The organism is Streptococcus nasisuis (assembly GCF_040836615.1).
Taxonomy (GTDB): Bacteria; Bacillota; Bacilli; order Lactobacillales; family Streptococcaceae; genus Streptococcus; species Streptococcus suis_V.
The window spans coordinates 26,273-53,018 of sequence record NZ_CP162268.1 but is presented as its reverse complement, the minus strand read 5'-3'; the positions used below and the strand labels follow the sequence as shown (position 1 = coordinate 53,018).

The window sequence follows — 26,746 nt, the reverse complement described above, 5'->3', positions numbered from 1 at the left end:
CTCCTTAAATTAAAAAATATCTGATAAAACTTTAGCTTCATCCAAAGCTTTTTTGGATACGTATCTACTATTTTGAGGCGGCCACGTATCTCCCAACTTTTTATACTCTGGATATTCCTGCACTTCTCCTTTAAAGATAACTTTCCAGTAACCTACATAGTTATCTGACGGAACTATTTTATCCACTTCAGCCCAATATTTCACACCACTCTCAGGTGAAACTTCATAGCCTGCAATGTACTTAATCTTATTTCTTCTTAATTTCCCTATTCTTATATCATACCATTCTTTTTTACCTAGAAAAACTCGTTGGAACCCATCCTTTTGTGCAGGAACTATGATAGTTAAGTCATCTAAATTTTCATCTTTATCTACATCAGTGAAATTTATTTTTTCTAACATTTGAATTTCTTCGGTGATTTCATCATCTGTTTTTTCACTAATTAATTCATAAAATTGATGATGCATCTCTAAAGACTTTATATCCTCAGAAACATTTTCCCAATCAATTTCTGACAAACCTGTCCTAGCTAAAATATCCTTTTCAAAAATATCATATACCGTAAAATATTTCTGTTTAAGAAAATCATCATCTGATTGCAAGGAATTATTTATTCGTGACACTTCTCGAGACATTTTAGAAACATCTGTAGACTCTATGGACTCTATTATTTTAGTCAGCGCTTTTTTCAATTTTTCAACTTGTACTATACAGCTATTATAATCTTGTCTTTTAAAATCTTTACAATGAGCAATTGTATTTCTTGTTGAGCGAATTTCATTTAATAAATTATTAATCTCTAAACCTTGCTCTTTATCATCCAATAAAGAATCATCTACACTATCCCATAAACTTTTTGGCAATAAATCTCTATTAGGAACTGTTCCAGATTCAACACAAGCTCTAACATGATTAATAAATTCATCAGTTATATCACTTTCTTTAAAAATTTCATTAATCAATTTGCTAAACGAAAAATCATTACTATCCATTTTTTTGATAGTCGCTTGGTATTCCTTTAATTCTCCACTTTTATCACTTAAGAAAAATACCTCTCTTAAAAATTCTTGTGTACGACGCTCAATTTCATGAAGTTCGGAATAAATTTGTGTTGAATAGTGTGCACTTATCCCATCATATATGCATGTAAATTTCCCAAATCTATTTTCATTTCCAACTATTTCTTTTATAGTTTTATCAAACAACTCTAATTCTTCAACTGAGTTTGACACAACTTTTATTATTCCAGTAGGAAATTTTGTATCCTTTCCTTGATAATATATTTCTATTTGAATTTTTTTATCTCCAATGGATACGTTATTATCTTCAATCTTTAATTTATTACGATTTATTGTCAGATTTCTGATCAAAGCATCACGATCAGATACTATATTACTATCCTTTATTTTAAACGCATACTTTTGATACATTTTTAAAACTCCTCCACACTATCCACATCCTCCCCCAACACCGTCACGTGTCCCATTTTGCGATTGTGCTTCGCTTCTAGTTTACCATAAAAGTGGGGATGGGCGGTAGGGTTTTCTTGAAGAAAGGTTTGAACTGCTTCCATATCTTGTCCGAGGACGTTGATCATAACGGCTGGAGAGAGCAGACGGATAGGAGGTAGGGGTTGACCAAGGATACCCTGTATATGGGTATCAAACTGTGAAAAATTACAAGCTTCAATAGAATAATGTCCTGAATTGTGAGGTCGAGGGGCAATCTCATTCACAAGAATTTCCTGCCCTGCCACAAACATTTCAACACAAAGGGTGCCTGCTAATTGAAGTTTATCTGCTATTTGCAAGGCCATAGTTTTGGCTTTTTCAGCTAGTTCATCTGAAATACGGGCAGGAACGATGGTTTTGTAAAGAATATTATTGCGGTGGATATTTTCCTGTACAGGAAAGACGGTGTAGTCGGAGCCATTCCCAGACACAAGGACGGAGATTTCCAGGTCGAAATTCACAAACTCTTCCAAAACACACTCGGCAGAGTTGGCTAGTTGACTAGCCTCTACCAAGTCCGCTTCTTCTCGAACAACCTTCTGGCCATGTCCATCATAGCCCCCAGTAGCTGTCTTCAAAACGTAGTTTTTGCTGAGGTCCAGACCTTCTAGGTCTAGGCTAGAAGTGACGACTTTGTAGGGTGCGACTTGCACGCCAGCTTTTTTTGCCAAAAAATCCTTCTCAAAAATGCGGTTCTGGGAAATGCGGAGGAGGTCTGTCCCTTGTGGAAGTTGACCGTCCTTGATGACCGCGTCCAGTCCGTCGGCATCGACATTTTCAAACTCGTAGGTCAGGACATGGCACCGCTCCGCCAACTGTTTGAGGGCCGCCACATCGTGATAGGGAGCGACGATAACCTCGCTAACCTTGGAGGCTGGGCAGTCCGCCGCAGGATCCAGCGTGATCACCTTGTGACCCATGTAAATAGCCGAAATAGCCATCATCTGACCCAGCTGACCGCCACCGATAATTCCGATTGTCTTAGATGAGGTCATCTGTCATCGCCTCCGCAATTTTTTCCTGTTCCTTGGCAAAGTCTGCCAGCTGAGCTGCAATGGTTTGGTCTTCAATGGAGAGAATGCGAAGAGCTGTCAGAGCCGCGTTGGTCGCACCTGCTTCACCAATAGCCATGGTCGCAACAGGCACACCGCCTGGCATTTGCACGATAGAATAAAGCGAATCCACACCGCTAAGGGCACGGGACTGGACAGGGACGCCGATGACAGGCAGGGTTGTCTTAGCTGCTACCATACCTGGTAAATGAGCCGCACCGCCCGCTCCTGCGATAATAACCTTGATGCCACGACCACGCGCTTCCTCGGCATGACGGAACATGAGGTCTGGTGTGCGGTGGGCAGAGACCACTTTCTTTTCATAGGCTACGCCAAATTTATCCAGCACATCGGCTGCTTTTTTCATGGTTTTCCAGTCGGAACTAGAGCCCATGATGATGGAAATTGGAATGTTCATATTTGCACTTCCTTTTCTTATACCAAGTTATTTAACAGCTTTACTTCCAATATCTGTCCGATAAAAGAGGCCTGTCGTATCTTGATTTTTCAACTCCGAGTAAATTTTCTCTTGGGCTTCTTGGACGGTATCTGCTGTGGTGACCAACATATAGACCCGACCGCCGTTTGATAGCAGTGCTCTGCTATTTTCCGCAAAACGAGCCCCTGCATAATAGGTCGTGATATCGCCCTCGGTCTTTGCTGGCAACTCTACGCCTTTCTCATAGTCCAGAGGGTAGCCGTTTGAAGCCACGACTACGCCCAGCGTCACGCCACTATCCAGCCAAGTCAGCTGTGTCGGGCGTTTATGGAGGATATCGTCGATGTTCTGAGCAAAGTCAGAGGTCAGGCGAGGAAGGATAATCTGGGTTTCTGGGTCGCCAAAACGGGCGTTGAACTCGATGACCTTGGGACCTTGGTCGGTCAGAATCAAGCCAGCATAGAGCACACCAAGATAAGGTCGCTCTTCAGCAATCATGCCCGCAAGAATCGGCTTGACAATGGTGTCAACTGCTGTTTCCACCACACTTTGAGATAGGTGAGGCACTGGAGCGTAGGCACCCATGCCGCCTGTATTAGGACCTTGGTCGCCGTCAAAGGCACGCTTGTGGTCCTGGGCTGTCGGCAGGATATTGAACTGGTCGCCGTTGACCAAGGCAAAGAGCGAGAACTCCTCACCCTCCAAAAACTCCTCGATGACTACGCGGGCACCCGAGTCACCGAACTTGTTGTCCAAGAGCATCTCCCGTGCCGCTTCGACCGCCTGCTCGACGGTTTCCGCCACGACCACACCCTTGCCCAGTGCCAATCCGTCCGCCTTGACCACGATTGGTGCACCCTGCTCTTCGATGTAGGCTTTGGCTTCTTCGAAGTTAGAAAAAGTGCCAAAGGCTGCTGTTGGAATGCCGTATTTGACCATGATTTGTTTAGCAAAGTCTTTTGACCACTCTAGCTCCGCGGCGAGACGACTCGGACCAAATGCCTTTAACCCAGCCTGTTCAAAATCATCAACGATACCTGCTGCCAGAGCATCATCTGGACCAACAAAAGTCCATGCAATATCATTTTCCTTTGCAAAGTTAATCAATGCAGAATGTTCGGAAATACCGATATTCACTAATTCAATCCCATCTAAAGTCATTCCATCATTTCCAGGAGCAACAAAGACCTGTTCTACCTGATCAGATGCCAACAACTTCTTTGCAATCGCATGTTCACGACCACCAGACCCAACAACCAAAAGTTTCATTTTTTATACCTCAAAAACGGATTTTCTATAAACAGTATAGCAAAAACAGACGGATTTTAATAGAAAAAACAGGAGAATGTTCGGGAATGGAAAAAGCTCACACAAGGTGAGCAAATTAGCTTAAAAAAAAATGAACAGTTATTGAATAGTATTCTCTACTTGTCTGGCCTCCTTTTCCAACTCCTCCATTTCAGAAAATAGTTTACAAGCTACATCATCTATACGATTGATGACAGCCTGTAAGTTGCTGTGAAGGGCATCTGTAATATTATGAAGGTGGAGTCGTACCAATTCACTATTCTCTGGCTTATTCAAAGAATGCAGTAAATCTACAGTAGCAACCTGTAAACGCAAGTTTTCTGTTGCCACTCCTAATTCCAGCCCTAATGCACAAAACTGATCTTTATTTAACATTGCGATTATCCTCACTTTCATATTGATGAGAATAGATTAATGGAATAAGCTGAAAATAGTCTAAAAATATAACACCCCAACTTCTCCAGCTGGGGTGCTATGTTTATTTCTCAATCTCAATGTCTAAAATGTCTGACTCCTGTAAAGACCATTGTTAAGCCATATTTATTGGCCATGTCAATGGAATCCTGGTCACGGACAGATCCACCAGGCTGAATGATGGCCTTAATACCTGCTGCAGCAATCTCTTCCACATTATCTGCAAATGGGAAGAATGCATCCGATGCTAAAACAGCACCATCCAAACGGTCCTTAGCTTGCTCGATAGCAATGCGGACGGAAGCTACACGGTTGGTTTGCCCCGGTCCCACTCCCAAGGTCATCTTGTCGTTGGTGATGATGATCCCGTTGGATTTGACATACTTAGAAGACTTCCAGGCGAACTCCATAGCTGCCCACTCTTGCTCGGACGGTTGACGCTCAGTCACAACCTGCCAGTCCGCTGGGTTTTCCACTACTACGTCCTGATCCTGCACCAAGAGACCACCAACAACGCCTGTGAATTCCTTTTCTACTTCACTAGCATCTTGAGCATCAAAAGCCAATTCTAAAATGCGAAGATTTTTCTTTTTATTTGTCAAAATTGCTAACGCTTCTGTCGAGTAGCTCGGTGCGATGATGATTTCTAAGAAAATCGGATGCATCTTTTCAGCAGTCGCAGCGTCTACTTCTCTGTTAAGTACAACGATTCCTCCGAAAATCGATACTGGATCAGCCTCATAAGCATAATCCCACGCCTTTTCAATAGTATCTGCTTGTCCGATACCACATGGATTCATATGTTTAAGAGCTACAACAGTTGGACGGTCCTTGAAATCACGGATAATACGAATAGCGGCATCCGCATCACGAATGTTATTGAAGGATAGTTCCTTCCCGTTTAACTGCTTAGCAGATGCAATCGAATAGTCCGTCGGAAGGGCGTTTTGGTAGAAATCAGCATTCTGTTGTGGATTTTCTCCATAGCGCATTGGCTGATTAAGGTCATAAGTAAGAGTAAGTTTCTCAGGTTTCTCTTCACCTACTTGCTTAGTGAAATAATCAGCTATTAAAGCGTCGTAAGCTGCGGTATGACGAAAGACCTTCGCTGCTAATCGCTGACGCGTTGAGTAGCTAGTTTCCCCCTGCTCTGCTATTTCTCCTAAAACTATCGGATAATCAGCCGGATCCACAACAACGGTCACGCTGGCATGGTTCTTAGCCGCCGAACGAAGCATAGACGGTCCGCCAATGTCAATATTTTCCACTGCCAAATCATAGGTTACATCCGGGCGAAGAATTGTTTCTTTGAATGGATAAAGGTTAACTACCACCAAATCAATCAAGCCAATTTCATGGTCGCTGGCAGCTTGCAAATGGCTGTCCAAATCCCGACGAGCGAGCAAGCCCCCGTGGATTTTGGGGTGAAGTGTCTTGACACGGCCGTCCATCATCTCAGGAAAACCTGTCACATCATCAATAGCAATCGTCGGCACCCCTGCCTGATCCAAAGCTGTCTTTGTACCACCAGTCGAGATAATTTCCCAACCAAAAGCTGTCAATTCTTTAGCAAATTCTACAATACCTGTCTTATCTGAGACGCTGATTAAGGCACGTTTTGCTGTCATGTTTTCTCCTTTTTATACAATCAATTATTTGACTTGGGTCATTAGAAATCCTGACAAAATCAATGATAGACCGTAGGCTAAAATCAGTCGTGCAGGATTTTCCAAATTGGCAAAAATAAAGCTATTAAAGAGCAGGGCTGCTAAGATGAAGGTTAGAATAAATGAAATGATTCTCTTAATCATCAGATTTTCTCACTCCCAAACTCTCCAGTACCTCTGGGTAGAGCTGATATTCCGCATCATGAATGCGCTCTTCGAAACTCTCACGAGTGTCGTTTGTGCATCTCGGCACACGCACCTGTTTGATAATCTTCCCCGTGTCAATACCGCTGTCCACCCAGTGAATGGTAACGCCACTTTCTGCCACACCTGCAATCCAAGCGTCTTCAATTCCATGAGCTCCTGGGAATTCAGGCAAATAAGCCGGGTGGATATTGATGATACGACCTTCATATTGAGCTAACAAGGTCGGACCCACAATTTTCATATAGCCTGCCAAGACCACCAAGTCAATCTGGTGTTGGTCTAAGAGTTGGATGAGGGCTTCTTCATATGCCTGCTTATCCGCAAATTCTTTTAATTCAAAAGTAAAGGCTGGCACGCCAAGTTTTTCAGCCCGTTCCAAGACATGGGCATTTCTACGGTCTGAAAAGACGAAGGCAACTTCAAACTGCTCAGCGATGACTTGAAAATTAGAACCAGACCCACTGGCAAAAACAGCTATTCGTTTCATTTGATGACCACACTCTTGTCTTCTTTGGCAATAATACGGCCAATTTCATAGACTTCCTCGCCTACAAGTTCACGGACTTTCTCCACCTGCTCTGGACTGACAGCCAGGACCAAACCGATTCCCATATTGAAAATCTCAAACATTTCCTCGTGTTTGATATTGCCATATTTTTCAAGGGCTGTAAAGATTGGAAGGACAGGAATCTTGTCTTCTTCGATTTCAGCAGCGAGATTGTCAGCAAACATACGGGGAATATTTTCAATGAAACCACCGCCTGTGATATGAGCAATGCCGTCGACCAGCCCTGCTTTTACCAGAGGCAACACCTGCTGGACATAGATACGGGTCGGCTCTAAGAGGACATCCTTTAGAGCTCTGCCATTGAGCTCTGGCAACAGAGCGTCCCCATCAAAATCTGCAAAGACCCGACGCACCAGCGAGTAACCGTTGGAGTGGATACCACTTGAGGCCAAGCCGAGCAAGACATCGCCTTCTTTGACCTTACTGCCGTCGATGAGCTGGGATTTTTCTGCAATACCAACCGCAAAACCTGCCAAGTCATAGTCGTCCTCGCCGTACATGCCAGGCATCTCAGCCGTCTCGCCACCAATCAGCCCACAACCTGCCTGGACACAGCCCTCAGCCACACCGGCAACAACCTGCTCCAACTTTTCAGGAACATTTTTGCCAGTGGCAATGTAGTCCAAAAAATAGAGCGGCTCTGCACCAGCAGCAATGATGTCGTTGACACACATGGCCACACAATCCTGACCGATGGTATCGTGTTTGTCGTACTGGATAGCCAGCATGAGCTTGGTGCCGACACCATCCGTCCCAGAAACCAGCACAGGCTCCTTGACGTCTAATTGCGTCAAATCAAACATACCACCAAAACCACCGAGGGCCCCCATGACACCTAGTCGTTCAGTACGGGCTACATGCTTTTTAATCCGCTCAACAACCTCATAACCAGCCTCGACATCAACTCCCGACTGAGCATAAGCATTTTTTGACATAATAAATTTCCTTCTTTTTCATTTACATAAGGTTGACAGAGCTGTCAATCTCTTGATATGGCATTACTTAACCTTCTCAATGTAAAAACTTGTCTTTTCTTCTAAACTGCGTAGGTATTCTTCTTCGTAGTCATAGAGAGGGGTTGGGTACTTACCATCAAAGTAAGCAACACACAGACCACCATTTGGCGCATCCGTGTCCAATCCAATAGCCTCAATCATCCCATCCAAGGAAAGGTAGGTCAGGCTGTCAGCCCCGATAATCTCACACACTTCCTCAGCACTATGGTTAGCCGAAATCAGTTCCCGACGGGTCTGAATATCAATGCCATAAAAACATGGATACTTGAGTTCTGGGCTACCAATCGCCACATGGACTTCCGCTGCCCCTGCCTCTCGCAAGAGCTGAACAATCCGACGGCTGGTCGTTCCACGAACAATCGAATCATCAATCATGACCACGCGCTTGCCCTTGACCACACCAGAAACGGCAGACAACTTCATGCGCACACCCTGCTCACGCAATTCCTGCGTCGGCTGGATAAAGGTCCGCTGGGTGTACTGATTTTTTACCAGCCCCATCTCGTTTGGCAAGCCTGATTCTTCGGCAAAGCCCATGGCTGCGCTGAGAGAAGAGTTTGGCACGCCGACCACAATATCGACCTCATGTTGAAATTCCTGCGCCAAGCGTTTGCCCATGTTTTTACGTGCCGTGTGAATATTGACCCCATGAATGGTCGAGTCGGGACGAGCAAAATAGACATATTCCATAGAGCAGATAGCCAACTGGGTATCATCTGTATAGCAATCATAATGAATGCCTGTATCGTCCACAATGACAATTTCCCCAGGCTCCACATCGCGTACCCACTCAGCACCAACCACTTCAAAGGCACAGGTTTCGCTAGCAATGACCCAGGCACCATTTTTCATCTTCCCTATAGACAGGGGACGAAAACCATTTGGATCCAGTGCCGCAATCAGCTTGTCCTCCGTCATCAAGAGATAGGCAAATCCACCTTTGACAATGCTCAAGGCCTCCTTGACCTTGCCCATAAAGCTAGGATTGTGACTACGACGGATCAGATGCATGAGGATTTCAGTGTCCGATGAGGCATTGAAAATAGCTCCTTGCTCTTCCAGCTTTTTCTTGAGAGAAATAGCGTTTGTCAGGTTGCCATTATGGCAAAGACCAAATTCCCCATCATGAAATTTATAAAGGAAGGGCTGGATGTTGCGAATATCCGCCGATCCAGCTGTGGCATAGCGGACATGACCAATAGCTGCGCTCCCTTTCAATCGGTCCAAATCAGCCTGATTTTTGAAAACCTCCGACAGGAGCCCCGTCGCACGATGGCCATGGAGCTTACCGGCATCATTAGAGACAATCCCAGCACCTTCTTGCCCACGGTGCTGCAAACTGTGGAGACCAAAATAGGTGACTTGGGCTGCTTGAGGGTGTCCCCAGATACCAAAAACGCCACATTCTTCATTAAGTGATTTTACTTCGTTCATCGTATTTCCCTAATTATTTTCCAGTAAAATAGCTTACCGCTGCTGCGAAGAGACCTTGATCTTTCTTACCAGGAATATTTTGGAAAAGCCCATCCTCATAGCGTTCGGAGTGTCCCATTTTTCCGATAATTTGACCGTTCTTGCTTGTGATTCCCTCGATAGCATGGCTAGAGCCATTCGGATTGTAACGACTATCCATGGAAGGTTGACCGTCAAAGTCCACATACTGACTGAAAATTTGTCCATTGTCACGCAAGATTGCAAATTCCTCATCTGTCACGACAAATTTCCCTTCGCCATGCGATACCGGAATAGCATGAATATCTCCGACCTGCACACCTGCCAACCACGGTGAATTGACATTGGCAATCCGCGTCTCCACCATCTTAGCAACGTGCTGATTGGCATCATTGTAAAAGAGGGTTGGACTGGTTTCATTTGCCTCTTCAAAGTTTCCGTATGGTAAGAGTCCAGATTTGACAAGTGCTTGGAAACCATTACAAATACCGATGATCAGGCCGCCCTTTTCGATAAAGCTGTCAATAGCAGAACGAACCTTGGCATTGCGCAAAATGGTCACGATAAACTTAGCTGATCCGTCTGGCTCATCTGCCGCAGAAAATCCACCAGCAAAGAAGATAATATTTGCTTTGTCAATGTTGTCAACCATGTTGTCAACCGACTGCTCAATACTTGCCGCATCCAGCGTTACGAAAGGAACCAATTTGACCTTAGCACCAGACTGTTCAAAAGCCTTGGCCGAGTCATATTCCGAGTTAGTTCCCGGGAATACTGGAATGTAAACCAATGGTTGATCAACTTTTTCTGTGGCCCTGATAACTGCTTCTGAGGCAATGGCTGGAACTTCCTGCAAGTCACTTGCTTGATCAAATGTTGTTGGATAGACTTCTTCTAATGTCCCTTCAAAAGCCGCTTGCAATTCTGCTCCTGATAAGTTGACACCATTGACAACCAATGTAAAGTCGGCTGTCGTTTGACCGATTTTCAGGGCTCCGTCAATTTCTTCTGCTGAAGTAAAGACAAATCCACCCAACTGACCTGTCAAACTAGTGTCAACTTGATCTAATTGGACAGCGGCACCGATATGATTTCCAAAGGTCATCAGAGCCAGATTTTCTAAGACACCACCGTACTTGACGGCGCTAGCAGCCGTAATTGAATACTGGCTCTGCCATTTTTCAAAAGTCTCAAAATTAGACTTGACCAAGTCAAAATCAATGTCTGCTGATAAGGCTTGACCAGGCAGATAATAAATGTACTGGCCTGCTGCCTTAAACTCAGGTGAGAGAACCTTGCGACTATCCGCAGTCGTTACCCCAAACGCAACCAAGGTTGGCGGAACCGTCAACTCCTCGAAGGTTCCTGACATGGAGTCCTTGCCCCCAATAGATGGTAGACCGAGCTGGATCTGCGCCTCAATGGAGCCCAGAAGAGCTGCTACTGGCTGACCAAAGCGCTCCGCCTGCTTATCCATCCGCTCAAAATACTCCTGATAAGAGAAACGAGCCTTGGACCAGTTGGCACCTGCCGCAACCAAGCGAGCTGTCGCTTCAATAACAGCATAGGCAGCCCCATGATAAGGCGACCACTCCGCTAAATAAGGATGATAGCCTTGGGCCATGACAGATGCTGTGCTAGTGATCCCATTCTGTACCGGTATTTTTTGGACAGAAGCCTCTGTAGGCGTCAACTGATGACGACCACCGAGTGGATGGTTGACTGTTGACCGACCAACAGAAGAGTCGAAAATAGTCTGTAGCCCTTTTTGACTGGTATGATTGAGGTCTGACAGGACAACTTTCACATCTGATGCTAGGGTTTCTATAGAGGTTTGACGGTTTTCTGGAAGGTTAACAGGCTTGTCAAGGACCTTGGCATCAACCACCACGCGCACACCGTTAGTATCTAGGAAAGCTCGTTCAATATCGACAATCCGCTGACCATTCCAAGTCATCACCAAGTTGGCCTTCTCAGTGACTGTTGCCACAACCACCGCATGAATATTTTCTGTCGCACAGGCTGCGATGAAGGTTTCCACATCTTGAGGACGGACAACAACTGCCATGCGCTCTTGCGATTCAGAAATCGCAATTTCAGTCCCATTGAGACCGGCATATTTGAGGGGTACCTTGTCCAAATCAATTTCCAGACCATCTGCCAATTCGCCGATAGCAACACAGACACCGCCTGCACCGAAGTCGTTGGACTTCTTGATTAGACGCGTTACATCGCCATTGCGGAAGAGGCGCTGGATTTTGCGCTCTTCGATGGCATTTCCTTTTTGAACTTCTGCACCAGCTGTTTCAACGGACTCAACCGTCTGAACCTTGGATGATCCTGTTGCACCACCAATGCCGTCACGACCAGTCTTACCGCCTAGCAAGATGACCACATCTCCTGCAACAGGTTTCTCACGGACTACATTTTCCTTAGGAGCCGCACCGACAACTGCTCCCAATTCCATCCGTTTGGCTACAAATCCTGGATGGAAATACTCACGGACATAGGTCGTTGCCAGACCAATCTGGTTGCCGTAAGAAGAATAACCGTGTGCAGCCGTTTTCGAAATGATTTGCTGCGGTAACTTGCCCTCTCGCGTCTCAGACAGAGGCTGTGTAATATCACCCGCACCTGAAATCCGCATGGCCTGATAGACGTATGAACGACCAGAAAGCGGGTCACGGATGGCACCACCGATACAGGTCGCAGCACCACCAAAGGGTTCAATTTCCGTCGGATGGTTGTGAGTTTCGTTCTTAAACATGAGTAACCAAGGCTCTTTGACACCGTCCACATCCACTTCAATCTCAACCGAGCAGGCATTGATTTCGTCCGATACTTCCATATCATCCAAGCGACCATTGGCACGCTCGTAGCGACCGAAAATGGTTGCCATGTCCATGAGGGTTTGTGGCTTATCAGACCGCCCTAATTCCTCTCGCATAACCAAGTATTTGTCATAGGTTGCCTGCAATTGCTTTTGGAATTGTGACGCTGAAAAATCAATAGTACGCAATTCAGTCTCGAAAGTCGTATGACGGCAGTGGTCAGACCAGTAAGTATCCAATACCTTGAGTTCTGTCTCGGTCGGCACACGTCCGATGGATTTGAAATAGTCCTGAATGAAGAGCAAGTCTGCCACTTCCATTGCTAAACCAACTTCTCGCTTGTAGGCCGCAAAATCTGCTTCCGTATAGGTTTCAAAAAAGTCCAAGGTCGGAATTGTCGCATCAGATACAGAAAATTCCTGAGCCAAGAGAGGCGCATCCATATCCTTGAAGCGAGAATCAACTGGGTTGAGCAAATATTTCTTAATCGCAGTTAAGTCTGCCTCTGTCACATCAGCATTCAAAATGTAAAGCTGACCTGTATTGACACGAACATCCTGACGGCTGCCCAAGAGCAAGAGAGCTTCCTGGGCACTCGCTGCTCGCTGGTCAAATTGTCCCGGCAAGGCCTCAATCGCAAAAGAAACAGCCTGATCCAGCGCCAAATCTTGCTCGGTCAAGACCTTATCCGTCACCTGCTCAGTAAAAATATGCTTGACTGCCTGCTCAAACAAGCCTTCCTCCAAGCCAAAGACATCGTAAACCTGCACCAAACGCAGACTAGACAGACTGTTCAACTGCAAATTGTGGACTAATTCCTTGAGCAAAACCTCCGCCTTAATCTGAAAATCTGCCTTCTTCTCAACAAAAATCCGTTTCGCCATATCTAAGCTACCAATCCCCTATTTCACTTCCTGCAATTTTGCCAATACCAACTCATAGACATCCGTTAGAGACCCAAGATTTCTCCGGAAAACATCCTTGTCCAGATGATTGCCCTCCGCATCCCACAGACGGCAATTGTCCGGCGAAAATTCATCCGCCAATAGAATATGACCATCCTTGTCATAGCCAAATTCCAGTTTAAAATCGACTAAGCGCAGACCAATCTGAGAAAACAAATCCTTCAATAAATCATTGATTTTCCGCGTTTCTGTCTTGATATAGGCAAGGTCTTCCGTACTTGCCAAATCCAGAAAAGCAACGTGCTCGTCATTGATAAAAGGATCATCTAAGTCATCGTTTTTATAGTAAAATTCCACAATCGGCGTCGCAAGTTCGATCCCTTCTTCCACCCCAAAGCGTTTGGAAAAAGAACCAGCCGTGATATTGCGCAAGACCACTTCCAGCGGAATAATGTCCACCTTTTTATTGAGCTGCTCGGTATCAGACAGGCGCTTGATAAAGTGGGTTGCAATTCCTGCAGCCTCCATCTTTTCAAAAATCAAGGAAGAAATCAGATTGTTGAGTCGCCCCTTGCCAACTACCTCTTCTTTCTTCCCACCATTAAAAGCCGTTGCCTGATCCTTGTAAACCGCCACAATTTGCTGGTCATCCGTCGTTGCGTAAATATCCTTAGCTTTTCCTGAATAGATAAGGTCTGTTTTCATGAGAATGTTCGCCTTTCATAAGATATACTAGTCTATTACTCTATCTTATCAGATAATATTCGTTAATTCAAAACATAACCTAATCATTTACAAAAAATAAAGAAAAACGCTCGTAAACTACGAACGTTTTTGTTTTTCATCATAAATAAAATCTGCTATATCAGCCAAAGTCTCGAATCGCTCAATGGCAGCATCCGGCACATCGACACCAAATTCATCTTCCAAATTAAGAACAAATTCCATAACCTCAACCGAATCTTGGGCAATATTGTCCATCAAGGAAGAATCAGGATGGACAAGAAAGTCCTCTCCCTTCTCCTCTTGAATCATCTCCACAATCTTCTGATAAACTTGCTCCCTAGTCATGATTGTCCTCCACTGGTGAAAATTTAGCTACAGATTTTTCTACTATATTCGCATCCAAAATTTGACGAACCTGCTTTATCGTATAGAAAATAGCTGTTGCATCGCTAGACCCGTGTGCCTTAATAACCGGAGCTTTGAGTCCCAATAAGACCGCACCGCCTGCTGTCTTGTAATCCAAGGCTCCTAGAGCCTTCTTCAAGGTCGGTTTGAGCAAGAGACCACCGATTTTGGCTAGGAAACTACCTGATTTGATAGCACCTGTCAACTGACCGACGATAGACTTAGCCGTTCCTTCAACTGTTTTCAACACAGCGTTTCCCGTGAAACCATCGGTTACAACCACATTAGCAACGCCGTTGAGCAACTCACGCGCCTCCACATTGCCGATAAAGTTGATAGACGGTTCCTGACTGAGAAGAGCAAAAGCCTCTTGATGCACAGGTGTTCCCTTTGTTTCCTCCGTACCATTGTTCAAGAGAGCCACGCGCGGATTCTTGACCCCACGCACATGCTCTGCGTAGAAGGAGCCCATAATCCCATACTGATAGAGGTGGTGGGCTGTATTTTCTGCATTGGCCCCCAAATCCATCATATCAAAGCCCTTGCCATCCATAGTCGGCAGAGTGGACATGAGTCCGGGACGATCAATATTCTTAATGCGACCGACAACAAAGACACCTGCCGCCAGAAGAGCCCCCGTATTTCCAGCTGATAGCACTGCATCCGCCTGCCCATCCTTAACAGCCTGAGTCGCCAAAACCATAGAAGAGTTTTTCTTGCGACGAATAGCTCGAACTGGTTCATCATCCGAATTGATTTTCTCATCCGTATGGATAATGGTCACTCGCTCCGACGCTGTCAAATAGGGCTTGATTTTAGCCTCATCCCCATAGAGCTGAATTTCAATATCCGAAAATTCCTTGAGGGCCTGATTAACCCCTTCAATGACCGCCTGAGGGGCATGGTCCCCACCCATAGCATCTACTGCAATACGTTTCATTTATCTAGTTCCTTCACTTTAGTCTTAGGGATATTATAGCACGATTTCAGCTTTTTTCCTATTATTGAAATAGCAGAGCAAAACAAATACCCTCTCTAATCACTAGAAAGGGCATAGCACCTTAAAACTCCATCTTTTTAAAACACTTCAATGTCAGATAGGCTAATACCGTCGAATAAACCAAAGTAACCAAAACAGATGTTCCTAATGTTGAAAACAGGCTTGCTCCTTCATACAAGACATTAATGTTACCAGTTGGAAAGAAACTAGCCAAACCAAATACTGCTAAAATACTTGACCCAAGTGAGTAACCAAAGGCAACTGCCATAGTCGCTCCGACCCCTGAGTACAAGGAAACACAAGCAGCCAGCAAGATACAGACAAACATATCTAGCATACCGCCAAGGATCCTTTGAGCAAACCCTGCATTTTCATCCGCCAGATGATCCCAGAAGGTCAAGGTAACATAATCCAAATAACCAATACGAGTATAGTAATATACCACCATCACCAATAGGAAGATTCCTGTATAAATAAGGACAATCGTCACCAGACTCAAGACCTTGGCCCAAAAGATGTCCTGACGCTTGATGTCCTTATAGAGAAACATGGTATGGCTATCCGCCTCACCCTTAAAGACCGTATAGGTCAGATAGAAAAGGGCTAAAATCGGGAGAACAAAGTCACTAGCAGATTTAAACATTATACCAGTTAGAGTAACAAATGAGAAAAGATAGCCACCGCTCACACTTGGCACCATAAAGTTGGAAGCTTTTGGTAAAAAGGTTGAAGCCAGAAAAAGGGTCGGAAAGAGGAAGGCAAAGGCAAGGAAAATCTTGGTTTCCTTCCTCTTCCAAACACTGGCAAAAACAGGTTTAAAAATTGCTAACATACTATTCACCTCGACTAAAGATTTCTTTCAAGTGGTTTTCTTTTACATGAAGCTTGCTGATCAAGTTTTGACTAGCTAGGTAGGCTAGGACAGCATTGAGTTCTCCACTGCTTGCCTGAGTGGAAATCTCTAGGATATCCCCATCCAGAGTGATTGCCTCTGTCAGATAGGCTGAGAGAGCTTCCTTATCTGCTCTGCTATTGACCTCTACCAAGACACTCGGAGCTGACTGCCCAGCAAACTCATCTGCCAACTGACCTTTTTCGATATAGACATAACGCTCACAGAGAGCTTCCAACTCGCCAAGCTGGTGACTGGAAATCAGCATAGAGATATTGCGTTCCTGTGACCAAGATTTTAGAATATCAATCAACTGTTGGACACCGACAGGGTCCAAGCCCACGAAAGGCTCATCTAAGATAAGGAAGTCTGGCTCTGCTACCATCGCAATAGCCAAAGCTGTCCGCTGTTTCATACCAAATGAGAACCCTTTTGGTTTACGGTTGCGCGCCTCCCACAAGTCTAAGAGCTTGAGAGTCTTTTCAATATTTGGAAACATCTCTGTTCTACCATGCAAGGTCAGGTAAAACTTCAAATTATCAATAACCGACATCTCTGGATAGAAAACAGGGTCAATCATAATCCCAAAATCCTTGAGCAAGTTATCTGCCGTATGAATATCCACACCATTATAGGTAATGCTTCCTGTTGTCGGCTTGAGGGATTTAGCCATTAATTTCATCAAGGTCGATTTCCCAGCACCATTTTTACCGATAAGGCCGACGATTTCACCTTTTTTAATTTCCAAACTCACATCTTTTAATGAGTAAAAGTCATTTCCAGCAAATTGTTTTGATAGGTTCTTGATTGTAAGCATTGTTATTCTCTCTTTCTTAGGTATCTTTTAATATTCAATTTTTTCAAAATTCTTGCGTGCCGAACGATAAGCCAATCCAAAATATAACAGGATCAAACCTAGACTAATGGCAAGAGCAAGTCCAAATGGAAACTGTCCAGCCAGTTTGGTCGCATAGGTCTGTGGGAAAGTATAGCGAAAACCATTTAAAAGTGGAGCGATTTGAGCAAAAAGGTTAAAAAGTACCCCAGTCAAGACAGCCATTATGGTTGTTCGCTTGATAGATACTGCCGCTACCAGACTAAGCAAAATCAGATTTAAGCCAATCATCGTCAGGATATAAAGCCAACTATAGGCAGCTTGATGAGCAGGAAGCCAGTGGAAACCATACTGGGGAGCAATGGTAACAACATAAGTCAGGCTAGCGATAAGAACCGTCCCAAAGAAGTAAATCGTATAGACAGTAAAGAGACTGAGCAACTTGGCATGAAGAATGCTGGATTTCTTGATATCCTTGTAAAGAAACAGGATTCCTGAACCAATCTCATCACGAAAGACCGACGATACGATAAAACCCATGATTAAGGCAGGTAAGACCAACTGGAATTGCAACTCCAAAGCCGACACGATAAAGGAAAGCCAACTACTTGCCACATCTGTGTTGATTTGAGCTCCTATACCAGCCAAGCTAGATACTAGCAAGGGCAAGAAGGCAAATGCTAAAAGAATATTCACATCACGTCTTTTAAAAACGGATTGAAATACTGAAGGAAACAGATTCATAATTTAACTCCTTAGGACTACTACTCAATGAAAATCAAATTCAGGCTAGCTCCAAAGGTTTGGGGAACCTTTGGAGGTTGGAAATAGAGCGAACATCGTTCGTGTCTATATGGCGCAGATAGAACTCTGTTACTTTTCATATTTTCAAGTAACAGGCTGAAAACCTCCACTGGAGCTTTTCAGTCATCAAATCAAGTCAACAACGCCTGATTTTGATTTTCGAAGAGTATTGATTTGTATTACAAGAAGAGTATAAACCAAAAGAGCAATAAAAAATGACCACTCTAATGAATGGTCGTTTATTTGTCATGAACGGTAAATATTATGTTTTAACCGTATGTGGCACATGTAGTTCTTGACGGAATCGAAAAGCCTGACTAGTCGTCACCAGTCTAATAGATGGATAGTGTGACAGGATTTTCTGCACATTGGCCAAACCAATCCCTCGCCCTTCTCCCTTACTGGATTTTCCATAAGAAAAGATAGATTTTGTTTGAAGCCGTTCTTCCACTGTACTATTTTCGATGATAAGGATTTTTTCACCTTGGTCTTCAAAATAGGCCACAAGCAGACTCTCCTCAGCTGACAAACTGGCTGCCTCTATGGCATTGTCTAAAAAGATTGATAAGATGGTCACCATATCCAGCAATTCGATTCCTACTGGAGCGGTGCTAACTTCTTCTATCTCAACGGTCAGCTGAATCCCCCGACTTTGAGCTTCCATCAGCTTAGCAGATAAAATACTTTTCATCGCAGTATTATCCAGATGTGCTAGATTTCCAATATCATAGGCATCTTGATACAATTTCTGGTCTGTCCCTGCTAAAACCGTTTGATAGATAGCCTTGATTTCACTGACATCTTCCTGCTTGATAGCTTCATTCAGACTGACTAGAATATTGGTATAGTCATGTCGAAAACTCCTGATGTCCTTATACAGGCTTTCCACATGCTGACTGTAGTCTTCCAAAGAAGATAATTGAGCATCCTTTGCTTCCTGCAATTCCTCAGTCAACTGCTCTTTTAACTTGGCATTGAGGAAAAAGAGACTCCCAATAAAGTAAGCAAAATAAATCTTGATAAAATCCAGAACAACTAGGCTATCGCCAATACCAAGCGACACCGAAAAACTCATTTCTCCTACTGACTGTCCAAAAACAAGCAACGTATGCACCACAAGAATATAGAAGAGCATAGAATAAATTAGGTTCTTGAGACTCTTTTTAAACTTAGGATAGGCAAAGACCTTCTTCATGTGCTGAAAATCAATTCCCAGCAAACGGATAAAGGTCCGATAAAAAGGAATAAAGAGCAAAAGGACCACTACCACAAAGAGAATATCAAGCCATTCCATATGTGTCTGCCATAGTTGAAAGGTTGTCCACTTAAGCTGGTAAATCCCAAAGGTTCGCTGAAATAAATCAACTAAGACAAAAGGTACCAAACCGTAGAACAAGGATTGAGACCAAGTCCAAGACCGTTGAAATATCAAAAGATAGACCAAGAAATAAAAGGGTTCAAGGTAAGGAACACTGTCTGGAAAAAGGAGGAATAATCCCGAGAATAGACCTGAGAAAACAAACAATCGCCACCATTTCAAGCTCAGTTGACTCAACTGATTAAAAACTCCAAGCTTGATAAACCAGTCGATGAAGGATACTAGAAATACTAAACCAATAGCCATCATTTCCCAACCCTCTCTAGCAAACCTTTCAGTTTCATTCGAGAGACCAAGCAAGATTCCTCCTGTTCAAAATAAACCATCCGCTCCACAGCATCCACACGAAGAATATTAGCTGGATTGACCACATAAGCCCGATGGCTCTGGTACAAACGTTCATCCGTTTTTGCAATATCTGACACCTTGCCATAAAACTCCGTATGACCTGACTTGGTTGTCAAGACGACCTTATGAGGCGTTGAAGAAGTTTCAAAATACAAAATATCTGAAAACGACACCTGAATCTGAGAAAACTCACTCTTGAAAACAAAAGCATCATCGCTCACAGTCTGACTAATATGACTATAAGCATGTTGGAGAACATCTGCCACCGCTTCTTTAAAGGCAGGCTCATCCAACCCCTTATCAATAAAATCAAGAGCTGACACACGGTATTTATAGGTCAAAGGCATAAATTCCGAATGCGTCGTCACAAAAACAATCACAGCATGCGGATCACGCGCCCTTATCTCCCGTGCTATCTCCATCCCTTTCTTCTCCTCACCTCTAATCTCAATATCTAGGAAAAAGAGCTGATGATTTCCAGTCTCTGTCACAGCCTCTAATAACTGCTGAGGTTTACCAAACACTTCTAAGGTCTTATAGGCAACGTCACTCGTTTTTACAGCTTCCTCAATCGCCTGCTCCAACCTAGCTTGTTGTATAAAATCATCTTCCAAGATAAAAATCCGTAACATCTCATCCCCCATTCATGACAAAATAAAGACTGTTCATGACAGCTCCACCCCATTTTCTCTAAAATCTCCTATACTAAGATATATCAAAGAAAGGAAAGAAGCCTACATGATCTATATCCTAAAACCATTCTTCTATCCAAATACGATAGAAAGGATTTTAAACCAACTGGGGCGACCCTTCCAAGTCAAACACAAAGAAGATTTTCCCGTCGCCCATCAAATTAACTACTATTTTATCATAAATACCCCTCAAAACATATTCTGGGATGGAATGAAGGTAGCAAAAACCATTCGCCAGCGAGATGACACTGGACAGCTCATCTTGATTGATGAAGAGCCTGACTACCAAGTCTGCTTCCGAAGCCATCTGTCCTTCCTAGCTGTCCTGACACCACACCAAGCCCAAACAGAATTAAGGGAATACCTACAAAACAGCCCTCTCCACTGAGAAGGCTGTTTCTATCGTTTTATTGGTTTACTTTTGATACGAAGCAACGAATCATATACAACGCTGAAATTAGTCAAGATGCATGTAAAAGATAGACTAGAAGACTATATTTATTCTTCTGGCTTCATAATCTGCCCCCAAGACGACAAATCATCGATAAATTTCTTGGACTTCAAGTGAATACCGACATATTCCTCATAGAGCTGGTCTATAAAGAGCCGCAACTTCCGTTTCATGTCCGGCTTGATCGAAATGGTTTCTAAATCATCAAAAGAAATGGCCTGAAATTGGTCCAGCAAGTAGGGCACATTGGGGTCCAGATGAGCCCTTCGTTCATCCTTATGGTAATGTTGCGGACAGAGAACGCCACTGTATTGATAGGAATAGTCAAAAGGCAGGCCAACTCGGTGACAAAAAGCACACTCGTGAAAATTAAGCCCAATTCCAAACCGCTCCAGCAGTTGAATTTCAAAAATATTGGTCAAAATCTCATAGTCCAAGCCCGATTCCATCAAATCCAAAGTCTTAACCAAAAAGGCAAAGAGCGGCGCATCATGAACCCTATCCTGCAAGGCAGCATCCGCCAAGGCCATCAAATAAGTTGCGTAGCTGAGCTTGAAAATATCCCCATTGATTTCCTTGAAGGGCTGGACCTGATGAAAATCCTCGATGTAGCACAGACCCTCTTCATTGATTTTGACAATAAAATCCGCATAGGTCAAGGGCTGAATAGCCGCAACCAGCTTGGACTTAGAGGCATGTTTCACGAAAAACATCCGCTTGCCAGCCTGTTCCGTAAAAATCTTGACCAACTTGTCGTCTTCTCGGTAATTGCGATTATAAAGGACTAATCCCCTTGTCTCAATTCGCTCCATTTTCTTCTAAAAACTCTTTTAGACGGACCATGGCTGTTTGGATAGACTCCATGCTGGCTGCATAGGAAATCCGCACATAGCCCTCACCATATTGACCGAAAGCCGCACCCGGAATAAAGGCCACCGCCTTTTTCTGGGCAAATTCCTGTAAGAAGCTAAAGGAATCTTGACTATAGCCCGCAGGAATTTTCGCAAAAATGTAAAAGGCGCCGTCTGGCTTGATAATCTTAAAGCCCAACTCCGTCATCTTCTCGATAATATAATCCCGACGCTTGATGTACTCCGCCCGCATCGGTAGAGCATCATCCTTACCATTTTTCAAAGCCTCAACCGCACCGTACTGCATAGCTGTCGATGCCGCTGTCACCAAGTACTGGTGGCTCTTGATAATCTGCGCAATAATAGGCGCCTGACTCATGATTAAACCAATCCGCCATCCCGTCATAGCATGGGATTTGGACAGACCTTGAATGAGAATGGTCTGCTCAGGCAAAAACTCTGCAATCGACGTATGAGGCTGACCTGTGTAGGTCAATTCAGCATAAACCTCATCAGACAAGACAAAGATTGGGTATTTGCGCAAAACGTCCGCAAAGGCCGCAATCTGTTCACGTGAATAGGTCACACCAGTCGGATTAGCAGGATAGTTGAGAATGACCGCCTTGAGCTTGTCTCCCTGCTCGATAATGGCTTGTTCCAGCATCTCTGGTGTCAATACAAAATCATTGGCCGTCGTATCAATTTCCACAATATCTGCCCCGACCATATTAACAATCGGCTCATAACCAGGATACGCTGGCGCAGGCAAGAGCACCGTATCTCCAGCTTCTAAGATAGCCACCAAGCTAGCCGACAAAGCCTCTGTCGCTCCAATAGTTGACAGGATTTCTGTTTCTGGATTGTAGGACAGATTGTACTTTTCAAATACAAATTCCGCTGCCGCCTGACGCAATTCCAAAAGACCTGCCATACCAGTATAATAACTCTTGTTGTCATCAATGGCCGCCTTGGCCGCTTCCTTGACATGGTCTGGCGTCGTAAAATCAGGCTCGCCCAGCGTTAATTTCAAAACTCCAGGAATATGAGAAATCGACTGATCAAACTGACGAATCATAGACACTTCAATTCGATTGAGATTTTTATTAAAACGATCTAATAAATTCATACATTCACCTCAAAAAGATATAGGTTTATTATAATACATTTCCAGCAGAATGAACAGAAAAAGAAGAGAAGCTTGCGCTCCCCTTTACCCTCATTATCTTTTATGTGATTCAAACAGCGGTGACAGCGGACGTTTTTCATGGATACGAATAATCGCTTCCGCCAACAAATGCGCTATAGAAATCTGCTCAATCTTATCAATCAAACGGTCTTGTGGAATCTCAATGGTATCCAAGACAACCAGTTTCTCTATGGCTGACTTACTGATATTATCCATAGCAGGTCCAGACAAGACAGGGTGGGTACAAGATGCATAGACAGCTGTTGCACCAGCTTCGGCCAGAGCATCTGCCGCATGGCAAATTGTTCCTGCCGTATCAATCATATCATCAATCAAGATACAGGTCTTGCCCTTAATATCACCGATGATATTCATAACCTCAGAAGTATTCATCTTATCGACACTACGGCGCTTATCAATAATGGCAATCGGTGTTTTCAAGAATTGAGCCAACTTCCGTGCACGCGTCACACCACCATGGTCTGGAGATACAACTACATAACCATCTCCCATCATGCCACGACGCTCAAAATAATCTGCAATCAAAGGCGCACCCATCAAATGGTCGACCGGAATATCAAAGAAACCTTGAATTTGTGCCGCATGGAGGTCAATGGTCAAGAGACGATTTACACCTGCGGTCTCTAACATATTAGCTACTAGTTTTGACGTAATTGGCTCACGAGAACGAGCCTTACGGTCCTGGCGTGCATAACCATAGTATGGCATCACAACGTTAACTGACTCAGCAGAGGCCCTCTTCAAGGCATCTACCATAATTAAAATCTCCATCAAGTTATCATTTACAGGAGAACTTGTTGATTGAAGGATGTACACATGGCTACCACGAATCGATTCTTCGATATTTACCTGGATTTCACCATCAGAAAATTGACGAACACTTGACTTCCCTAAGGGAATTCCCATTTCTTTTGCTACTTCAGCTGCAAGCTTTTGATTGGATGATAAAGCAAACAACATTAAGTCAGAAAACGCCATGACTGCCTCCTAAAAATTTCTACTTATCTATTTTAAACCTTTTTTCTCCATTTTTCAAATAAAAATAGAACGCCTCCAATAGACGTCCTATGAAATTTTAATTTGGATAAATGTAGGCAGCAATTCCTGAGGAGCTAGCATTAAACCAGCCACGGAAATTACCTATATAACGATTACCGTTAACGTTTGATTCCATTACCTGAATTTCAGATCCATTTACAGCCGTTACTACTGCAACGTGACCATAGTAAGAATTGGTCCATACTGCAACTGCGCCAACTTGTGGTGTCGAACCAGTTCTGAAACCAGCTGCCGCTGCAGAACCAAGCCATTGACCACCATTACCCCAGTAGTTTCCTACCCAAGGAGCAAGCTGTTTAACACCCCATGTACATTCACCTACAGGATAAGTATTACCTGCAGAGTAAGTAACAACTGGTGTGGCAACCGTTGTCGCTTCAGCAGCCGGTGTAGCTGCCGCAACTGCTGGAGCAGGAGCCGGTGTAGCTGCCTGTGCTTGAGCTGGCGTCTCTGTCGCAGGAGCTGGTGTGGCAGCTGCAACAGTATTAGAAATAACTGGCGCTACAGCCTGTCTTTGTTTAGCCGCAAGCTCAGCTTGACGAGCCTGATAAGCTGCTTGCTCTTCAGCCGCCTTACGCGCTGCTTCTTCAGCAGCTGCTTTTTGAGCAAGCAAAGATGCTTTTTCATTTTCAGCAGTTGCTTTTTCAGCAGCCAAGTTCAATTGAGCTGCTTTCAAAGATGCTTCTTGTGTTTTCAACTCAACCGCTGTATCTTCTAATTTTTGCTTGTTAGCATATACAACGTTAATCGCTTCTTGGTTAGCGATTTGTTTTTCTTCAATAGCTTCTTTATCTAATTTTTGTTGTTCCAACATACGTTTGTTTGCCGAAACAATTTCACGCATAGCGTTAACACGAGATACTGCATCAACGAGCGATTTTGAATCCAATACAGTATTGATATAGCTAGTTGCAGAACCATTTACTTGAGCACTACGAGCTTGCTCTTTTAAGACACCATCACGTGAAACAATATCCGCAGACAGGCGCTCAATTTCAGCGCTCAATTGAGCAGATTCTTCTTCTAACCGTTCATTTTCTGCGTTCAATGCATCCTGTTCTGCATAGATGGCATTAACTTTTCCTTGAAGTGCTTCAACCTCTGCTTGTGCTGAAGCTTGTTGAGCGGCAATTGAATTTATTTTCTCATCTTGAGCTGCAATTTTACTATCAGTATCATTTGCACTGATTGTCGCTACATTACCTACTTGAGAAAGAACGATTGTGCTCAAAAATAGTGTAGCAATTACTTGTTTCTTCATATTGCAAGATACTCCTCTATACTTTCTGACTTCTATTATTCTATCACAAAAAATGCGCCCTAATATTACGCGTTTATTACACTTTTATGTCTTAACTGTGATGGCAAAAAATCGGCCTAGCCATGGATAAATAAAAATAAAAATCAGAGTATTGATAATCAGAGTTGGAAGTAAATGATAGAAGAGAAAAATGAAAATAGACAGATGAGATAAGCTAAATACTCGTGCCAAAAGAAAGCCAATCATTTCAAAAAAGAAAATCATGACAAACTGTATCATAAGCAAGGTCCCAAATTTCCAAGGTAACTTATCACTAAAATAATAAACGAAATACAAGAGAACTGGGAATAATACCGTAGCTACACCAATAAGATCTAAGTAATAAATATCAAAAAGAAAACCTAAAATGGCCACTGGAAGAACTGTCTGAGAAAATCGACATTGCAAACTAACATACAAGGCATAGAAAAAAAGAAGATAGGAACTCGCTGATAAAAATCCCGGTAAAAAATTTGTATACAAGAGGGCTAGTTGCCCATCCAATAGAAAAATCAGCACAGATAAACTTAGGAGTAGAATAGGAAACCATTTATTTCTCATATTATTTACCAACCATTAACACCGAATATAGATTGGAAAAATCAGCCGCAGGTGAGACAAATACAGACTTTTCACTGCTACTTGCATTTTCCTGCACAGACTGAACCTTCCCCACTGGCAGATTTGCCGGCACAGTTCCACCAAAATCGCTAGTCACAACCTGACTCCCTACCTTTATCTCCCTTTCTTCATTCAACTGCGAAATGATAAAGCTATTTGATTCAACATCATAACCAGATAGAATACCATAAACCGAGTCAGATCCCAGAATAATCTTGACGGGCACTTTTAACTCAAAAGAGTCATTCGTAAACAAGGAAACTACTGAACTAGTCGACGTCATATCTGAAACAAAACCAATCAAACCATTATTTGACAATACCAAGCTGTTTAAGGTTATTCCATCATTTTCCCCCATATCGACCGTTAGGGTCTGGTTCCAAGCCATTGGCGAACGAGAAACAACCATAGCAGCTGTAAAATCTAAGCTAGAATACTCCTCCTTCATAGCAAGATTCTTTCTCAAGTTTTCGTTTTCTTTCACCAAACTTTCATTCTGTGATTGAACATTGCCAAGTGCCATAATTGAAGACTTAAGGTCACTATTTTCATCGTAACTGGCAAATAAGTCTTCTACAATATTCTTCTGTCGCGTTAAGGATTGAAAAGGCCAACCAACAAACCCATGAACAGTTGAAAGTCCATTAGTAACGACTGAAAATCCGTTAACTATATTGACCCTCGTCGAAAGAAAAAGCAAAGAGAACGACATAATTACAACTGAAAGAGCGTATAAGAGATAGCGAAAAAATTTATTCATGACTGTCACCCAATTTGTGTAAAATAAAAAGAGATTATCTAACGAT

26 protein-coding genes are annotated in these 26,746 nt (G+C 43.5%); all 26 read right to left on the bottom strand.

The annotated features are described in order from the left end of the window. Positions 1 to 9: 9 nt before the first annotated feature. Positions 10 to 1,431: a hypothetical protein gene (locus AB1F57_RS00325; RefSeq protein WP_167785841.1), complete on the bottom strand. Its 1,422-nt coding sequence runs from the start codon at positions 1,429 to 1,431 to the stop codon at positions 10 to 12. A gap of 2 nt (positions 1,432 to 1,433) precedes the next feature. Continuing rightward, the gene (gene purK, locus AB1F57_RS00320) at positions 1,434 to 2,507 is read right to left on the bottom strand and encodes a 5-(carboxyamino)imidazole ribonucleotide synthase (protein ID WP_167785842.1); all 1,074 of its coding nucleotides are present in this window, start codon (positions 2,505 to 2,507) and stop codon (positions 1,434 to 1,436) included. Next, complete coding sequence (gene purE / locus AB1F57_RS00315) at positions 2,494 to 2,982, bottom strand: 5-(carboxyamino)imidazole ribonucleotide mutase (RefSeq protein ID WP_024383089.1); 489 nt, start codon at positions 2,980 to 2,982, stop codon at positions 2,494 to 2,496. Before purE ends, purK begins: the two co-directional genes overlap by 14 nt. Before the next feature lie 27 nt (positions 2,983 to 3,009). Further along, a complete protein-coding gene (gene purD / locus AB1F57_RS00310; protein WP_167785843.1) occupies positions 3,010 to 4,272 on the bottom strand; it encodes a phosphoribosylamine--glycine ligase in 1,263 nt (420 codons plus the stop codon). 138 nt (positions 4,273 to 4,410) lie between these two features. After that, positions 4,411 to 4,686 (bottom strand): hypothetical protein, encoded by a 276-nt coding sequence (locus AB1F57_RS00305; RefSeq protein ID WP_044682511.1) that lies wholly within the window; start codon positions 4,684 to 4,686, stop codon positions 4,411 to 4,413. Between the two features lie 116 nt (positions 4,687 to 4,802). Beyond that, positions 4,803 to 6,353, bottom strand: a complete 1,551-nt coding sequence (purH, locus tag AB1F57_RS00300; RefSeq protein ID WP_174852978.1) for a bifunctional phosphoribosylaminoimidazolecarboxamide formyltransferase/IMP cyclohydrolase — start codon at positions 6,351 to 6,353, stop codon at positions 4,803 to 4,805. A gap of 24 nt (positions 6,354 to 6,377) precedes the next feature. Next, positions 6,378 to 6,536 (bottom strand): phosphoribosylaminoimidazolecarboxamide formyltransferase, encoded by a 159-nt coding sequence (locus tag AB1F57_RS00295; protein ID WP_105138304.1) that lies wholly within the window; start codon positions 6,534 to 6,536, stop codon positions 6,378 to 6,380. Then, positions 6,529 to 7,086, bottom strand: a complete 558-nt coding sequence (purN, locus tag AB1F57_RS00290; RefSeq protein WP_174852980.1) for a phosphoribosylglycinamide formyltransferase — start codon at positions 7,084 to 7,086, stop codon at positions 6,529 to 6,531. The genes AB1F57_RS00295 and purN overlap by 8 nt, the downstream gene beginning before the upstream one ends. Next, on the bottom strand, positions 7,083 to 8,105 hold the full coding sequence (purM, locus tag AB1F57_RS00285) for a phosphoribosylformylglycinamidine cyclo-ligase (protein WP_367986320.1): 1,023 nt from the start codon (positions 8,103 to 8,105) through the stop codon (positions 7,083 to 7,085). Before purM ends, purN begins: the two co-directional genes overlap by 4 nt. A 60-nt stretch (positions 8,106 to 8,165) precedes the next feature. Then, a complete protein-coding gene (purF, locus tag AB1F57_RS00280) occupies positions 8,166 to 9,617 on the bottom strand; it encodes an amidophosphoribosyltransferase (RefSeq protein ID WP_174852982.1) in 1,452 nt (483 codons plus the stop codon). Between the two features lie 13 nt (positions 9,618 to 9,630). Beyond that, the gene (locus AB1F57_RS00275) at positions 9,631 to 13,350 is read right to left on the bottom strand and encodes a phosphoribosylformylglycinamidine synthase (protein WP_367985885.1); all 3,720 of its coding nucleotides are present in this window, start codon (positions 13,348 to 13,350) and stop codon (positions 9,631 to 9,633) included. A gap of 18 nt (positions 13,351 to 13,368) precedes the next feature. Next, on the bottom strand, positions 13,369 to 14,076 hold the full coding sequence (purC, locus tag AB1F57_RS00270; RefSeq protein ID WP_105138299.1) for a phosphoribosylaminoimidazolesuccinocarboxamide synthase: 708 nt from the start codon (positions 14,074 to 14,076) through the stop codon (positions 13,369 to 13,371). Positions 14,077 to 14,193: 117 nt separating this feature from the next. Further along, entirely contained in the window at positions 14,194 to 14,442 is a 249-nt protein-coding gene (locus tag AB1F57_RS00265) for a phosphopantetheine-binding protein (RefSeq protein ID WP_105138298.1), read from the bottom strand. Beyond that, positions 14,435 to 15,442: a phosphate acyltransferase PlsX gene (gene plsX / locus AB1F57_RS00260; protein WP_167785850.1), complete on the bottom strand. Its 1,008-nt coding sequence runs from the start codon at positions 15,440 to 15,442 to the stop codon at positions 14,435 to 14,437. The genes AB1F57_RS00265 and plsX overlap by 8 nt, the downstream gene beginning before the upstream one ends. A 121-nt stretch (positions 15,443 to 15,563) precedes the next feature. Then, positions 15,564 to 16,334, bottom strand: coding sequence for a hypothetical protein (locus AB1F57_RS00255; protein WP_367985883.1), 771 nt, complete (start codon positions 16,332 to 16,334; stop codon positions 15,564 to 15,566). Position 16,335: 1 nt separating this feature from the next. Further along, positions 16,336 to 17,211, bottom strand: coding sequence for an ABC transporter ATP-binding protein (locus AB1F57_RS00250; protein ID WP_105128650.1), 876 nt, complete (start codon positions 17,209 to 17,211; stop codon positions 16,336 to 16,338). 27 nt (positions 17,212 to 17,238) lie between these two features. Further along, positions 17,239 to 17,973 carry a hypothetical protein gene (locus AB1F57_RS00245; protein ID WP_167785852.1) on the bottom strand — a complete coding sequence of 245 codons (735 nt, stop codon included), beginning with the start codon at positions 17,971 to 17,973 and terminating at the stop codon, positions 17,239 to 17,241. Between the two features lie 322 nt (positions 17,974 to 18,295). Continuing rightward, positions 18,296 to 19,660, bottom strand: a complete 1,365-nt coding sequence (locus AB1F57_RS00240; protein WP_167785853.1) for a GHKL domain-containing protein — start codon at positions 19,658 to 19,660, stop codon at positions 18,296 to 18,298. Continuing rightward, on the bottom strand, positions 19,657 to 20,391 hold the full coding sequence (locus tag AB1F57_RS00235) for a response regulator transcription factor (protein WP_167785854.1): 735 nt from the start codon (positions 20,389 to 20,391) through the stop codon (positions 19,657 to 19,659). The genes AB1F57_RS00240 and AB1F57_RS00235 overlap by 4 nt, the downstream gene beginning before the upstream one ends. 157 nt (positions 20,392 to 20,548) lie before the next feature. Continuing rightward, positions 20,549 to 20,758, bottom strand: coding sequence for a hypothetical protein (locus AB1F57_RS00230; protein ID WP_367985881.1), 210 nt, complete (start codon positions 20,756 to 20,758; stop codon positions 20,549 to 20,551). 191 nt (positions 20,759 to 20,949) lie between these two features. Beyond that, positions 20,950 to 21,714 (bottom strand): DNA repair protein RecO, encoded by a 765-nt coding sequence (gene recO / locus AB1F57_RS00225; RefSeq protein WP_367985880.1) that lies wholly within the window; start codon positions 21,712 to 21,714, stop codon positions 20,950 to 20,952. Next, complete coding sequence (locus AB1F57_RS00220) at positions 21,701 to 22,879, bottom strand: pyridoxal phosphate-dependent aminotransferase (protein ID WP_105111632.1); 1,179 nt, start codon at positions 22,877 to 22,879, stop codon at positions 21,701 to 21,703. Before AB1F57_RS00220 ends, recO begins: the two co-directional genes overlap by 14 nt. A gap of 93 nt (positions 22,880 to 22,972) precedes the next feature. Beyond that, positions 22,973 to 23,938 carry a ribose-phosphate diphosphokinase gene (locus AB1F57_RS00215; protein ID WP_105111631.1) on the bottom strand — a complete coding sequence of 322 codons (966 nt, stop codon included), beginning with the start codon at positions 23,936 to 23,938 and terminating at the stop codon, positions 22,973 to 22,975. Positions 23,939 to 24,035: 97 nt separating this feature from the next. Then, positions 24,036 to 25,280, bottom strand: a complete 1,245-nt coding sequence (gene pcsB / locus AB1F57_RS00210; protein ID WP_367985879.1) for a peptidoglycan hydrolase PcsB — start codon at positions 25,278 to 25,280, stop codon at positions 24,036 to 24,038. An 84-nt stretch (positions 25,281 to 25,364) separates the two neighbouring features. Continuing rightward, positions 25,365 to 25,880, bottom strand: coding sequence for a rod shape-determining protein MreD (mreD, locus tag AB1F57_RS00205; RefSeq protein ID WP_167785858.1), 516 nt, complete (start codon positions 25,878 to 25,880; stop codon positions 25,365 to 25,367). 1 nt (position 25,881) lies between these two features. Beyond that, positions 25,882 to 26,700, bottom strand: coding sequence for a rod shape-determining protein MreC (gene mreC, locus AB1F57_RS00200; protein WP_367985878.1), 819 nt, complete (start codon positions 26,698 to 26,700; stop codon positions 25,882 to 25,884). Positions 26,701 to 26,746: the final 46 nt, after the last annotated feature.